Below are 14,669 nucleotides of genomic sequence, written 5' to 3'. Positions count from 1 at the left end.
TCAGGATCCGCCACGGTCATCATGACCTGGCCGGCGGCCAAGGTATTTGACCAGGATCGCATCCAGCGTCCCGTCGGACTGCATCTCGCGAATGGTTTCGTCGTAGCGTCCGGGAAGGCTTTCGATGTCCGGGTAGGTAGAGGCTTTGGCAAAGACGTTGTAGTAGGGCTTCGTTATCAGCGGCAGGGGTAACGTCGCCAACTGGTCCAGCCTCCCGGCCTTCTTTTCCTCGTAGAGCGTACTGATGGTGTTCATGGGAACGGCATCGACACGCTTTGCCAACAGCATGCCGATCTGGAGATTGTTGCTGGCGACCGTCTGAAAATCGAGGCCGGCGTTGAGGAACTCCGGCGTATAGGCGAAATCCTGCGTGATACCGATCTGCAACCCCTTCAGGTCGTCGTACCCTTCGAAACGGATTGTCCCGGCATCTTCGGCGCGGATGAAGAAGCTCCAGCTGATGTCGATATAGCTTTCGTCCGGATAGTTCAGGTACTCCATCCGGTCCGGCTTCTTGGAAAACAACAACAGCATGTCCGCCCGTCCGGCGCGCGCTTCCTGTTGTATGCGGGTTCCGGATTCGACCAGTTCCAGCGAATAGGAAAGGCCGAGACGGCGCATGACTTCATCAAGAACTTCGACGTCGATACCCTTGTAGGTCCCGTCTTCAAGAAACTTGTATGGCTCTTCCGGGGTTGCCAGAACCACCAGGTCTCGGGCCGATGCTGCCCCGGCCAGCAAGGCCAGTGACAGGAAAAACCCGGCGAGCCCCGTGAAAATCCGGCCGAGCGTCTGCGTCAGGTATCCTGCGCCTGAAGTTGGCTTTTGATCAGGTGTCGTCATAGCGCGATCGCTTGGGTTCTGGTCGAAGTAAGAGCTTTCAGCTTTGGTATGCACTCTTAAGATAACATGAAATCCGGCACTTCCATTTGCCGAAGAGGGGCTATTTTCCTGAAAACCGTCAAATGGATACCGATCGGTTTCACACTGGAGCAACTTTTCGCTGCACCATGACAACTGGGTAAGAGGTACTGCTACAGCTTTCGCCCGATCTTTTCTTCTCATGCAACCAAAGTAGACATTACCCGGCGATATATATCGCGAAAGTTGGTGTCCGATTATTGGAGTTTGTTAAGAACCCCAACAAAAAACAGCTCCCGCTTCGCCCGCGACACTCGCACTTTAAAAAAAATCATGTAAAACTTGAGTTCATGATCAGCGTCATCATTGCGACAAGAAATTCCGAAACCGAGCTCGTTCACGCGCTCTCGGCCCTGGTGCCGGCAGCTGCGGAAGGCGTTATCCGCGAAGTTATCGTGGTCGATGGTGGATCGTCGGACAATACCGAGAAGGTTGCCGACGCGGCCGGGTGTGTCTGGATCAGCCGGGGCAATGCTTCCCGCAGCGAACGCCTGGCCTATGGCGCCTCCATGGCGAGCCGGGGTGACTGGCTATTGTTCCTGCGGCCGGAAACGCTTCTGGAAAGCGGCTGGCATCATGAGGCCCAGGCCTTCACCGAGCGGGCAGCGCGAGCCTCCAACGGTCCACGGACCGCCGCAAGCTTCCGCCTTCGCTATGAGGCTTTCGGGCTCAGTGCGCGGGTAAGCGAGTCTTTTGCGGCCTTGCGGTCCCAACTCCTTGGCATGCCTTACGGCAACCAGGGCCTGCTGATCTCCAGACAGTTTTATCAGAAGCTCGGCGGCCATCGGCCGTTGCCGGAGCTGGAAGATCTCGATATCGCCAAGCGTATCGGACGCGGGCGGATGGTGTTCCTGCGGGCTGCCGCCGTCTCTTCGGGTGAACCCGAGCGGGAAGGGATGTTCTCCAGGTTCCGCCAGGCCTTCGCACGCTTTTGCGTCGGTACCCTGCGCATTCCAGCAAGTGTTGCCGTCAAGCTGCACGGCTGAACAAGGCACTGCAAGGTTCTGGGCGGACACGCTCTTCTTCTGTGTGGTGGCGCTCACGCCTCCCGCAGCTTGCCGCGCTTCAGGTGCTCGTCCAGCCTGGGCATGATCTCCACGAAATTGCAGGGCATGTGACGATAGTCCAGCTGCCATTTCAGGATACCGTCCCAGGCGTCCTTGCAGGCGCCCGGGGAACCGGGCAGCACGAAAATGTAAGTCGCCCCGGCGACGCCGCCGGTCGCACGGGACTGGATCGTGGAGGTGCCGATCTTGTCGTAGGAGATCCGGTGAAAGACCTCTGAAAAGCCGTCCATGCGTTTTTCGAACAGAGGCTCCATAGCCTCCGGCGTCACGTCACGGCCGGTAAAGCCGGTGCCGCCGGTCGAGACGATTACATCCACGCCCTTGTCATTGATCCAGCTTTTGACGACCGCCTGAATGGCCGGAACGTCATCGGTGACAATCTGTCTGTCTGCAAGCGTATGTCCTGCCTTTTCGATCCGGTCCACCAGCGTATTGCCGGAGCGGTCTTCTTCCAGCTTGCGCGTGTCCGATACCGTCAGCACAGCAATTTTAAGCGGAATGAACGGACGGGTTTCATCGAGACGGGACATGGCGAACTCCTTTGCTCTCCAGACATAGGCAATAGCCGCAATGGCTTCCAGAGGCAGCAAGCAAACTGTCGCGTCAAATTGACTTTGAAATAAAATTACAAAAAATAACAAGATTGAGACACTTGCAAAAAAGTTAGGTCAGTATTATTGACTTAAATAACCAATCCAAAAATGCAACGAGCCAACAATGACAACCTGGGAAAGCCTATACGCCCGACGCGCCAGCCGCATGCGCGCCTCGGAAATCCGTGAACTGCTGAAACTGCTGGACCAGCCGGATGTGATCAACTTCGCCGGCGGTATTCCCGACCAGGCTCTGTTCCCCGCCGAAGCGTTCAAGGCAGCCTATCAGGAAATTCTGGCAGGTCCGGACGCGGGCCGCGCACTGCAATACGGCATGAGCGAAGGCAGCGCCCGCCTGCGCAACTGGATCGTCAGCCACATGCGCCGCCTTGGCGTCGCGTGCGGGCCGGAGAATATTCTGGTCACCTCCGGGTCTCAGCAGGGGCTCGATTACATCGGCAAACTGTTCCTGACGGAAGGCGATACCGCGCTGGTGCAGTGGCCGACCTATCTGGGCGCGTTGCAGGCTTTCAATGCCTATGAGCCCGGTTACGACCGGCTTGACCCTGGAGCCAACCGCCCTGCGGAAGATTATGCTGCAGCTGCGCGCGAAAAGGGCGGACGGATCAAGTTCGCTTATCTTTCTCCCGATTTCGCCAACCCCACGGGCCTGACGGTGGATCTGGCCGAGCGACAACGCCTGCTGGCACTGGCCGGAGAACTCTCCTGTGCAGTCATTGAGGATTCGCCCTATGAAGCGCTGCGCTATGACGGCGAACCGTTGCCACCGATGCTGGCGCTTGATTGCGAAGCCTCGGGGGGGATCAACAACGCCCGCACACTTTACTGCGGCAGCTTTTCCAAGTCGCTCTCACCGGGATTGCGCCTCGGCTGGATCTGCGCGTCGGCTGATGTCATCTCCAGGCTGGTTCTGATCAAGCAGGCGAGTGACCTGAACTCGCCGGTGCTCAACCAGGAAGCCATGGCCCGGGTCGCCGAAAATGTCTTTGAAGCGCATACGGCAAAGACGAATGCGGTCTACAAGTCCCGGCGCGATGCAATGCTGGCCGCGCTTGAGCGGCACATGCCGGCTGGTGTCAGCTGGACCCGCCCGGACGGCGGCATGTTCGTCTGGATGACTCTGCCCGAAGGGATGGACGCGGCAGCGCTGCTGGAAACCTCGATCGAAACGGCGCGCGTCGCCTTCGTTCCCGGCCGCGCGTTCCATCCAGATGGCACCGGGGCAAACACCCTCCGGCTCAGCTTCTCCTGCAACGACTATCAGAAAATCGAAGAAGGTATTTCAAGGCTTGGCCGCTTGATTACCGAAACTGTCACGTCCAAGTTGTAAGTCCTTCGAGGGAAGAAGCAGGGGCGGGTGTTGGAGCCGATGGCGCTGACCGACAAGCTGGACAATTATTGTGAGCGGATCGGGCCGGAGTTCTGGTCCGAGCCGCTCAATGCGCTCACCAATGCGGCTTTCCTGATCGCGGCCATTGCCGGATACATGCTCTGGCGCCGCAAGACACCGGACGATCTCTTTGCCCTGATCCTGATCGGCATCGTCTTCGTGACCGGCCTGGGGTCGTTCCTGTTCCACACCTTCGCGACACGTGGGGCGAGCCTTGCCGATGTCATCCCGATCGCGCTGTTTATCCATGTCTATCTCTTTGCGGCGCTGAACCGGTTTCTGGGGCTGTCCTGGTGGGCGGCGCTAGGCATCGTTATCGTGTTTTTCGCCGTCACGCCCTTTGCCGGGCGCGCGGTCGCGCCGCTGGTCGGCTCATCTGCAGGCTATGTGCCTGCGCTGCTGGCGATCTTCGTGGTGGGGGCACTGTTTCTTCGCAAGAATGCGCAGCTCGGGCGTGAGGTGTTGCTGACAGGTGTCGTCTTCGCCGTTTCACTGACATTCCGGACGCTGGACGGCCCGGTTTGCGATCAACTTGCCATTGGCACGCATTTCCTGTGGCATATCCTGAACGGGGTCGTGCTGTTTTTGCTATTACGGGTTCTCATCAGGCAGCGCGCCGGTTAAATCACACAGAGTATTCACGAAATTGCAGATCATCCTCGCGGACAGGCCGCAGAGCTTTGCAGAAAAACAATATGACCTTAGGGAAGAGGCAGGAGACAGGGACCGTCATGAGCGACAGCAGCAAGACCGGAAGTGATCTGACCGAAGCGGCCCTGTTCTATCACGAGCATCCGCGCCCGGGAAAACTGGAGATCCAGGCAATCAAGCCGCTGGGCAACCAGCGCGACCTGGCGCTGGCCTATTCACCCGGCGTGGCCGCACCGTGCCTTGCGATTGCCGACAATCCGGCACTGGCAGCCAATTACACCTCGCGAGGCAATCTGGTCGCCGTCATCTCAAACGGCACGGCTGTGCTCGGCCTCGGCAACATCGGTCCGCTGGCATCCAAGCCGGTGATGGAAGGCAAGGCGGTTCTCTTCAAGAAGTTCGCCGGCATCGACGTCTTCGATATCGAGGTGGCCCAGACCGACGTTGAAAAATTCGTCGATGCGGTTTCGGTTCTGGAGCCGACGTTTGGCGGTATCAACCTGGAAGACATCAAGGCGCCCGAATGCTTCATGATTGAATCGAAGCTCCGGGAACGAATGAAGATCCCGGTCTTTCACGACGATCAGCATGGCACGGCGATTATCGTCGGTGCCGCGGTTCGCAACGGTCTGGACCTTGCCGGCAAGAAGATCGAGGAAGCCAAGATCGTGGCGTCCGGCGCGGGCGCGGCTGCACTTGCCTGCCTCAACATGCTCGTCTCGCTGGGGGCCAAGCGGGAGAACATCTGGGTTACCGACATTGAAGGTGTCGTCTATGAAGGCCGCGAGGCGCTGATGGACGAATGGAAGGCGGTCTTTGCCCAGAAGACGGATTTGAGGTCGCTCGATCAGGTAATCGACGGCGCCGATGTCTTCCTGGGGCTGTCCGCTGCCGGCGTGCTGAAGCCGGGCATGGTGGAAAAGATGGGCAAGGGCCCGCTGATCCTGGCGCTCGCCAACCCCAATCCGGAAATCATGCCGGAGGACGCCAAGGCTGTCCGTGACGACGTGGTCATGTGTACCGGACGGTCCGACTACCCGAACCAGGTCAACAACGTCCTGTGCTTCCCCTACATCTTCCGGGGCGCGCTCGACGTCGGGGCGACCACCATCAACGAGGAAATGAAGCGGGCCGCCGTCGAGGCGATTGCCGGCCTTGCGCGCGAGGAACCGTCCGATGTTGCCGCCCGTGCCTACGGCGGCAAGACAGAAACATTCGGCCCGAACTATCTGATCCCGTCGCCGTTCGATCAGCGCCTGATCCTGCGCATTGCACCGGCTGTTGCCAAGGCGGCCATGGCGACAGGTGTCGCCACGCGCCCGATCGAGGATTTCACGGCCTATCTGGACCGGCTGAACCGTTTTGTCTTCCGGTCCGGCCTCATCATGAAGCCGATCATCCAGAACGCCAGCAAGGACCCGCAGCGGATCATTTATGCCGAAGGCGAGGACGAACGAGTTCTTCGTGCCGCTCAGGTGCTGATCGAAGACAATATCGCCAAGCCGATCCTGGTTGGCCGTCCGGACGTTCTGCAGCAACGCTGCGAACGCTTTGGCCTGCGCATTCGTCCCGATGTCGATTTCGAGTTCGTCAACCCGCAGGACGATCCGCGCTACCGTGAATATGTCGATGAATATTTCGAGTGTGTCGGCCGCAAGGGCATGCCGCCCAACGCGGCGCGGACGGTCGTGCGCACCAACACCACGGTGATTTCGGCCCTTGCGGTGCGCCGCGGCGATGCCGATGCGGTCATTTGCGGTCTTGAAGGCCGGTTTATTCGCCATCTGCGGGACATCAAGCAGGTGATCGGTGTTTGCGAGACGGCCAGGGACCTTTCGGCCATGTCACTACTGATCAACTCGCAAGGGGCGATATTCCTGTCGGATACCTTCGTGACAGAGGATCCGACCGCCGAAGAGATCTCCGAAATGGCCAACCTCGCGGCTGAGGAAATCCGGCGCTTCGGTATTGAACCGAAGATCGCCCTGCTGTCGCTTTCCAACTTCGGTTCTCGCGATACGGCGTCCTCGCGCAAGATGCGCGAAGCACTGGAGATGATCTGGAAGCGCTACCCGGAACTGGAAGTCGATGGCGAAATGCACGGCGACAGCGCGCTCAGCGTGGAGCTGCGCGAGCGGGTGATGCCGGACAGCAAGTTGAAGGGAGAGGCCAACCTGCTTCTGTTCCCGAACCTAGATGCGGCCAACATTGCCCATAACCTTCTGAAGGTATCGACCCAGGCGCTTCATGTCGGACCGATCCTTCTGGGCACGGCCAAGCCCGCGCATATCCTGACACCGTCTGTCACGTCGCGCGGCGTGGTGAACATGTCGGCACTTGCCAGTGTCGAGGCACAGACCCGGTCTGCCGGTTAGTCCTGCTTCAAATCGCGCCTTCTGTTGAACAAGGCGGACCGGTACAACCGGTCCGCTTTTCCATTTTTCAAACGGCCTGCCATGACCCTTGTGAAACAGCCAGCCGACTGCGTCAGCAAAACGGATATCCGCACCGCAATTGATGCGCTTGACGAAGAACTCCTGCAGCTCTTTGCCCGTCGCCAAGGCTATGTCCGGCGGATGGCGGACCTGAAACAGCATCCTGATGAGGCCTTTGATCACCAGAGGATTGAAACAATGGTGGCCGCTCTGAAAGACCGGGCGGAAGAATTGGGGCTGGAAGGCGAGCAGGCGGAAGCGGTCTGGCGGACGCTGATCGACTGGAACGTGGCCTTCGAGAAGCGAACAATCGCCGCACGGCTCGAGGCGTTGCAGGACGGGCCAACGAAACCGGGCTCCGATTTTTAGCACCGTGCCGGGTTTTCCAGACCGTTCAGGCTCCTACCTAACAGGGAGTATGAAACGTCCGTGGAGCCCCAATGACCCTGAATTCGCATCTTCTTCCAGGCGTGGCCGCAATGGCCGCAGCGCTCGTCCTGCCGATTGTCCCTGCCGCAATGGCCCAGTCCGCGGTTCAGCTGGAAACCGTTGCCGCAGGATTGTCTTACCCATGGAGTGTCGCTTTCCTTCCGGAGGAGGGCTACCTGGTGACGGAACGCGACGGGACCGTGAAGCACATTGATGCATCCGGCAGGCAGAGCGAAGTTACCGGCGTTCCGGAAGTCTTTGCACAAGGGCAGGGTGGCCTGCTGGACGTAGCGCTCAGCCCGGACTTTGCCGCCGACCAAACGGTCTTTCTGTCCTATTCCCAGGGATCGGCGGAGGGCGCCGGCACATCCCTGTTCCGGGCAAAGCTTACCGGTGCCTATGAAGGAGGCTTCGCGCTGGAAGATGGTGAGACGATCTTTTCCGGCAACAACAAGGCCTACGGAGGCCGCCACTTCGGATCACGCCTCGTATTTGCGCCTGATGGCACCTTGTTCATGACCGTCGGTGAGCGGGGAGACGGCGAGCGTGCACAGGATACCTCGGACCACGCCGGGTCGGTGTTGCGTCTGACGAGGGACGGTCAACCTGCTCCGGACAATCCCTTTATCGGACAGGAAGGCTACAAGCCGGAAATCTGGTCCTATGGTCATCGCAATCCGCAGTCGGCTGCGATCCATCCTGAAACCGGCGTATTGTGGACAGTTGAACACGGGGCACGTGGCGGCGACGAAATCAATATTCCCGAAGCCGGAAAGAACTATGGCTGGCCGGTGATTTCCTACGGACGCCATTACTCCGGGGCAACCATCGGTCAAGGCACGTCGAAGGAAGGCATGGAACAGCCGGTTCACTATTGGGATCCCTCCATCGCGCCGTCCGGCATGGCCTTTGTAACCAGCGACCGATATCCCGACTGGAAGGGCGACATGCTGGTCGGTGCGCTGGCCGGACAGCACCTTGCCCGTGTTGACCTCGACGGCGGAACGGTTGTCGGTGAGGAAAAGCTGCTGACGGATCTTGGCGAGCGGATACGCGATGTCCGGCAAGGGCCCGATGGCTATATCTATGTCCTGACAGACAGCGACGATGGCCGGTTGCTGCGGCTGCAACCCTGAAGCAGGCCGAACTTTTTGAGCTGTAAGCGCTTTTGCGGCTTCTTTGCTTGACATTAGGGGCGTTCCCGACGATATACCGCACTGCAACCGCTGCCGCGTGAGCAGAGAGTGCGCCCCGGACAAGAGACGTTTCTTGGCGGGCAGTCGCAAGAGGGTTGCCACTTCAAGAACCCAATGAGGGGTTCAACCAGTTCCCATTTCACGCGAGGGTCTGGCGGCAGAGAGACCGGGTAGCGATGGCTGCCGGCTGTGCCGCATTCCAACTTCAAGTCGCACCGTCAATGACGTGCGGCTTAACAAGCGTTTGTTTCGCTTGAACCAAGGATTTTATATTGACCGACTTTCAAAGCCTGGGACTCTCCAATGGCCTTGTGACTGCCGTTACCGAAAACGGCTATGACGCTCCGACACCGATCCAGCAAAAAGCCATCCCGTTGATCCTGGAAGGCCGGGACCTCATGGGTCTGGCACAGACGGGTACGGGCAAGACGGCTGCTTTCGGCCTGCCGCTGATCGACCGGCTTCTCCTGGAGAATAAAAGAGCGGTTCCCAAGGGCACACGGGCGCTTATTCTGGCCCCGACCCGCGAACTGGTGAACCAGATCGCAAAGAACCTGATTTCCTTCCTGAAGCATACGCCGCTGCGGGTTTCTTCCGTTGTCGGTGGTGTGTCCATCAACGGCCAGATCAAGCGGCTTTCAAAGGGCACCGACATTCTGGTGGCAACACCGGGCCGGCTGCTGGACCTTGTAGATCGTGAAGCGATCGACCTGCGCACCGCTTCCTACCTGGTGCTCGACGAAGCCGACCAGATGCTCGATCTGGGCTTCATTCATGCCCTGCGCCGGATCGCTGGCTTGGTAGCCGACAAGCGCCAGACCTTGCTGTTCTCCGCGACCATGCCGAAGCAGATCAACGAGCTGGCACAGTCCTATCTGCGCAACCCGGAGAGGGTTGAAGTTGCTCCGGCCGGCAAGACAGCTGACAAGGTTACCCAGTCAGTTCATTTCATGGACAAGAACGACAAGGGCGACTTCCTGGTTGATCAGCTTCGTGACAAGCCGGACGGGCTGTCGCTGGTGTTCTGCCGCACAAAGCACGGTGCGGAACGGCTGATGCGCAAGCTGGCGCATTCCGGAATTTCCGCTGGCTCGATCCATGGTAACAAGAGCCAGAACCAGCGTGACCGCGCGATCAAGGATCTGCGGGAAGGCACCATCAACGTGCTCGTGGCAACCGATGTTGCCGCTCGCGGCATTGATATCCCGGGTGTCAGCCACGTTTATAACTTCGAGCTGCCGGAAGTTGCAGAAGCCTACGTTCACCGAATCGGCCGTACGGCCCGCGCCGGTGCGGAAGGTGAGGCGATTGCCCTATGTGCTCCGGAGGAAATCGGTCTCTTCCGCCAGATCGAGAAGCTGATCGGTATCGATATCACGGTCGCCGGTGGTGAAATTCCTCCGATGTCCGCGGCTGCCGGGCGCGCAAAGCGCGGCGGAAACCGGAATGGCAACAGCAAGCCGGGCGGCAAGAAGCCGTTCCGCAAGCAGTCGTCCTCCGGCGCCAACGACAACGCGTCCGAAAACCGTCGTCCTCCGCGTCGCCGTCGTCAGAACACACGCAGAGATGCAGCCTGACGACTGACGGGTTACGTCGCAGTTCATTGTGATGTGAAAAAATTGCACCGGGAAGTGGCCTTCCCGGTGCCGAACCTTGTGGTCGATGGGTTTCAGAACTGTTGAAACAGTGCTGAATGAATTTGGTGGATGAACCGCCTGATCCGAACCAGAACCGCCGCCGGCTGGTTATGACCCTGCTGTCTTCCTGTCCACAAGGTATCCAACCGCTTGCGCGGCTCGATCTCGTTAAGCTTTCGGGAAAACCGCGGGAACTCCGCGAAGAACTTGTAGAAAGTCACCAAGATCTTGGTGATTTGCTACAAATTTGCCCCGTGAAAGTAAAAGTAAATTAACCAACGCGAGACTGCAATCACAACCAGCTGGTCGCTATTTGGTATGTGGATAAATAGATTTACCAGTAATTACAGCTAGTTAGTTTGTTTTTGGCGAAATGGTGACGGATTTGACGAACAACCTCAGATGGAATTGATGGTTGAGTGATTGAAATAAACGCTTAGATTTCAAAGAATTGGCTAATTCATTTTCTTAATTTATTGTTATATAGAAAAAATTTATAGACCCTCTGAAGGCCGATAAGTTCGTTATCGCCTTGTTTGTAAACGGAAATAACCGGCAATAGTTATACTGTCAAATATCGCGATGTATTGATCGGTATTTTTGGGCAACCCATATTTTCCAGGCTCCGTGTTTTCAGTTGAGGCGTATTCCGGACATTTTTTGACCAATTGGTATAATTTTGTCTTTTGGAGTCATAACAAGTTTTTATTCGTTTCATTATTTATTTGACCTTGCCGTAGGGGGAGTTTATTCCGGCGCCATCACGGTTTTGGTTAACAGAATTAAACAAATCGAAACCTGAAAAAAATCCAGATCATCTCTGGGATAAATGTGCACGCTGGCTCCATCGGGACCAACGACCTCATAAGAATTGCCCGTTGTTAATACGGGTACGAACTTGTGGCGCGGGCAAACACGCGGCAGCAAGCGGAGTGGCATGTCCACTCGGCCTTGTCCGTGTGTTTGACAACCGCAACAGGCTGGACCCCCACATACGCCAGCCTGATTACGACCCATCGGCCGCAAGACTGCAGCACCGGGAAGGCTTCCTTTCCGGTGCTGTTCGTTTTTTCAAGGCACAAAAAACCACGGGTTTCCCCGTGGCTTTCAATGTTTTCCAGTTTGGCAGCGAACCTTACATGTTCGGATAGTTCGGACCACCGGAGCCTTCCGGAACGGTCCAGTTGATGTTGCCGTTCGGATCCTTGATGTCGCAGGTCTTGCAGTGGACGCAGTTCTGCGAATTGATCTGGAACCGCGGCGCATCTTCGCCTTCCTCGATCCACTCGTATACGCCAGCCGGGCAATAGCGGTTGGACGGACCGGCAAAGACATCGTGTTCCGAGCGCTTCTGCAGTGCCTCGTCCTTCACCTTCAGATGGATCGGCTGATCCTCTTCGTGGTTGGTGTTGGAGAGGAACACCGAAGACAGCTTGTCGAAGGAAACGACACCATCCGGCTTCGGATAGTCGATCTTCTTGCAGTCCTTGGCCGGTTTCAGGGTGTCGGCGTCCTTCTTGCCGTGTTTCATGGTGCCGAAGAAGGAGAAGCCGAACAGCTCGTTGGTCCACATGTCGAGACCGCCGAGGGCAACACCGATAGCGGTGCCGAATTTGGACCACAGCGGCTTTGCGTTGCGCACGCGCCAGAGATCCTTGCCGATCGGGCTTTCGCGCCAGGCAGTGTCATAATTGGCCAGCTCGTTGTGCGCTTCGCCGCGGCCGATTGCAGCCATCACTTCTTCTGCCGCCAGCATGCCGGACAGCATGGCATTGTGGGAGCCCTTGATCCGCGGCACGTTGACGAAGCCTGCGGAACAACCCATCAGCAGGCCGCCGGGGAACGAGAGTTTCGGTACGGACTGGAAACCGCCTTCGGTAATCGCACGGGCACCATAGGAAATGCGCTTGCCGCCTTCGAAGGTGTCACGGATCGCCGGGTGCGTCTTGAAACGCTGGAACTCGTCAAAGGGCGACAGCCAGGGATTCTCGTAGTTGAGGTGAACCACGAAGCCGACAGCGACCTGGTTGTCTTCCAGGTGATAGAGGAACGAGCCGCCACCGGTCTTGCCGTCAAGCGGCCAGCCGAAGGAATGCTGTACCAGGCCAAGCCGGTGCTTCTCCGGGTCGATCTGCCACAGCTCCTTGATGCCGATGCCGAATTTCGGCACGTCGCTGTCCTTGTCGAGGTCGAATTTCTCGATCAGCTGCTTGGCCAGAGAGCCGCGTGCGCCTTCACCGATCAGGGTGTATTTGCCGCGCAGCTCCATGCCGCGCGTGAACATGGCATTGGGTTTGCCATCCCGGCCGATGCCCATGTCGCCCGTCGCAACACCAACCACGTTGCCATTGTCGTCATAGAGGATCTCGGCAGCTGCAAAGCCCGGGTAGATTTCGACGCCGAGCGCTTCAGCCTTTTCGGCCAGCCAGCGGCAGACATTGCCAAGCGAGACGATGTAATTGCCGTGGTTGTTCATGAGTTTCGGCATGAACATGTTCGGCAAACGCATGGAACCTGCCGGCCCCAGCACGAGGAAGTGGTCGTCGGTAACCGCCGTCTTGATCGGGGTGTCTTCTTCGCGCCATTCCGGAAGCAGCTTGTCGAGAGCGATCGGGTCAATCACGGCGCCGGAGAGAATATGCGCGCCGACCTCGGATCCTTTTTCCAGTACGACAACGCTCAGCTCTTCGCCCTTGTCGTTGGCGATCTGTTTCAGCCGGATCGCAGCTGCAAGACCGGCAGGCCCTGCGCCTACGATCACGACATCCACATCCATGCTTTCGCGTTCGCCAAGCGCTTCTTGTTCGCTCATCTTTTTCTCCCTCCGCCCAAAGGGCAACTACTGCGCCGCCAGGTGCTCAAATCAAGTGAACCAGCGTATGGATAACGGCTGATGCCCAATTGTTAGAGCAACTTACCTGCGTCCGTTCGGAAGCAGCGCCTATTAGCCCTTACCGCCTATTTGCCCCATTTTGCAGCGCAAAACACGACATTTTTCATCGGCAATTGCGAAATTTCGCCGCTATTCCTTCAGTTGGGCATCAGATAGACCAAAGCAGGCGCAGGGCGTCAAGTGCTTAGTTAACGTTTACGTAAACGTAATTCGAGTGTATTCCCGGCAGTTTCGAAAATGTGCACAGGCTTTGGAAAACCGGCCGGAATGAAGGTGGTCTGGCGCTGCAAGCTTGTAGAAATGATCGGGCCGGTTAAACTCCGCGCCGGAGGCAGCCTCTTGCAACAGATCCCGAACGACCCGAGACACCTTGAAGCCCTGCTGGATTTTTATTCCGGTGCGGGTGTCGATTGTTTTCTTCAGGACGAACCCGTCGATTGGGTAGCGCTTACGCGTGCCCAAGCAGCGCAGCGTGCGCTGGCCGGTCAGCAGGCAGCAGCCCCCACGCATGCTCAGCAGCCCCGGCAACAGGCCCCGGCAGGCAATTTCCAGGGGCAGACAGGCTCTCCGGTTCCGGCAGCTCCCGTTGCTCCCCAGGCGATTTCCGTGCCGCCCGCAGTTGCGGGGCAAGCGCCGGTCTTGCCGGACAGGGAGATAATCGCCGCAGCCCGGGATCTGGCGGCAACTGCCCCGACTCTCGAGGAACTGCGCAATTGCCTGAGCGGTTTCGACGGCTGCAACCTCAAGCTGACCGCCAAGAAGCTCGTGTTTGCCGACGGCAATCCACAGGCGAAGCTGATGTTTGTCGGCGAGGCGCCGGGCCGCGACGAGGATCTTCAAGGCCTGCCTTTTGTTGGCCGGTCCGGCCAATTGCTGGACAGAATGCTGGGTGCGATCGGTCTGGATCGCTCGTCGGCCTATATCGCCAACGTGGTTCCCTGGCGGCCACCTGGCAATCGGACACCGACACCGCAGGAAACCGAGATCTGCAAGCCATTCATTCTGCGCCAGATCGAACTGGTCAATCCGGACGTGCTCGTCTTTCTCGGCGCGGCATCCGCCAAGACCCTGCTCGGGGTACAGGACGGCATCCGCAAGATGCGCGGGCGCTGGATGACCTATCCCTGCAAGGGCAGGGAAATTTCGGCTATTGCCACGTATCATCCGGCGTATCTTTTGCGCAGTCCGCTTGAGAAACGATTGTCCTGGCGTGACTTTCTGGCGATCAAGCAGAAGCTGGAAGAAAAATCAGCGCAATAACCTTCGGACCGCATGGATTTCTGCAATCATCCAGACGTTTCCTCGTTTGCTCGACCCTGCCTGGCAGGGCGGTTGAGCTTTCAGGTTGCCCTCTTTATTAGATCGAAAGTGACCTTGCGTTAACTTGGGTTTCAGCCTACAGGTTGTATCGTTGAGTGTGTAACGCTGTGGGTGAT

The 14,669-nt window shown here is 58.1% G+C and carries 12 protein-coding genes; 9 read left to right on the top strand and 3 right to left on the bottom strand.

What is annotated here, in order from left to right:
* The gene (locus FIV05_RS00420; protein WP_173013733.1) at positions 1 to 843 is read right to left on the bottom strand and encodes a transporter substrate-binding domain-containing protein; all 843 of its coding nucleotides are present in this window, start codon (positions 841 to 843) and stop codon (positions 1 to 3) included.
* 368 nt (positions 844 to 1,211) lie between these two features.
* On the opposite strand from FIV05_RS00420, the gene FIV05_RS00415 reads away from it, so the two are divergent.
* Entirely contained in the window at positions 1,212 to 1,907 is a 696-nt protein-coding gene (locus FIV05_RS00415; protein WP_152508301.1) for a glycosyltransferase, read from the top strand.
* A gap of 53 nt (positions 1,908 to 1,960) precedes the next feature.
* On the opposite strand, the gene moaB is transcribed toward FIV05_RS00415, so the two are convergent.
* On the bottom strand, positions 1,961 to 2,518 hold the full coding sequence (gene moaB, locus FIV05_RS00410) for a molybdenum cofactor biosynthesis protein B (RefSeq protein WP_152508300.1): 558 nt from the start codon (positions 2,516 to 2,518) through the stop codon (positions 1,961 to 1,963).
* A gap of 187 nt (positions 2,519 to 2,705) precedes the next feature.
* Between moaB and FIV05_RS00405 the strand changes: the two genes are divergently transcribed.
* The 7 genes from FIV05_RS00405 (at position 2,706) to FIV05_RS00375 (ending at position 10,615) form a co-directional block, all read left to right on the top strand.
* Positions 2,706 to 3,932 carry a PLP-dependent aminotransferase family protein gene (locus FIV05_RS00405; protein WP_152508299.1) on the top strand — a complete coding sequence of 409 codons (1,227 nt, stop codon included), beginning with the start codon at positions 2,706 to 2,708 and terminating at the stop codon, positions 3,930 to 3,932.
* 39 nt (positions 3,933 to 3,971) lie between these two features.
* Positions 3,972 to 4,616, top strand: coding sequence for a ceramidase domain-containing protein (locus FIV05_RS00400; protein WP_152511761.1), 645 nt, complete (start codon positions 3,972 to 3,974; stop codon positions 4,614 to 4,616).
* Positions 4,617 to 4,723: 107 nt separating this feature from the next.
* Positions 4,724 to 7,018, top strand: coding sequence for an NADP-dependent malic enzyme (locus FIV05_RS00395; protein WP_152508298.1), 2,295 nt, complete (start codon positions 4,724 to 4,726; stop codon positions 7,016 to 7,018).
* Positions 7,019 to 7,099: 81 nt separating this feature from the next.
* Positions 7,100 to 7,447 (top strand): chorismate mutase, encoded by a 348-nt coding sequence (locus tag FIV05_RS00390; protein WP_152508297.1) that lies wholly within the window; start codon positions 7,100 to 7,102, stop codon positions 7,445 to 7,447.
* Positions 7,448 to 7,518: 71 nt separating this feature from the next.
* Positions 7,519 to 8,643 carry a PQQ-dependent sugar dehydrogenase gene (locus FIV05_RS00385; protein ID WP_209009815.1) on the top strand — a complete coding sequence of 375 codons (1,125 nt, stop codon included), beginning with the start codon at positions 7,519 to 7,521 and terminating at the stop codon, positions 8,641 to 8,643.
* A gap of 332 nt (positions 8,644 to 8,975) precedes the next feature.
* Positions 8,976 to 10,280: a DEAD/DEAH box helicase gene (locus tag FIV05_RS00380; RefSeq protein WP_152508296.1), complete on the top strand. Its 1,305-nt coding sequence runs from the start codon at positions 8,976 to 8,978 to the stop codon at positions 10,278 to 10,280.
* Positions 10,281 to 10,396: 116 nt separating this feature from the next.
* On the top strand, positions 10,397 to 10,615 hold the full coding sequence (locus tag FIV05_RS00375) for a hypothetical protein (RefSeq protein WP_139314097.1): 219 nt from the start codon (positions 10,397 to 10,399) through the stop codon (positions 10,613 to 10,615).
* A gap of 860 nt (positions 10,616 to 11,475) precedes the next feature.
* On the opposite strand, the gene FIV05_RS00370 is transcribed toward FIV05_RS00375, so the two are convergent.
* Positions 11,476 to 13,152 carry an electron transfer flavoprotein-ubiquinone oxidoreductase gene (locus FIV05_RS00370; RefSeq protein ID WP_062490202.1) on the bottom strand — a complete coding sequence of 559 codons (1,677 nt, stop codon included), beginning with the start codon at positions 13,150 to 13,152 and terminating at the stop codon, positions 11,476 to 11,478.
* Positions 13,153 to 13,533: 381 nt separating this feature from the next.
* Here FIV05_RS00370 and FIV05_RS00365 point away from each other — a divergent pair, with 381 nt between their 5' ends.
* On the top strand, positions 13,534 to 14,493 hold the full coding sequence (locus tag FIV05_RS00365) for a uracil-DNA glycosylase (protein ID WP_152511759.1): 960 nt from the start codon (positions 13,534 to 13,536) through the stop codon (positions 14,491 to 14,493).
* Positions 14,494 to 14,669 lie beyond the last annotated feature (176 nt).

The sequence above is a fragment of the Labrenzia sp. THAF191a genome (assembly GCF_009363335.1).
Lineage (GTDB): Bacteria > Pseudomonadota > Alphaproteobacteria > Rhizobiales > Stappiaceae > Roseibium > Roseibium algicola.
The sequence above is the reverse complement of the archived record's forward strand: the minus strand, read 5'-3'. Positions and strand labels throughout refer to the sequence as shown.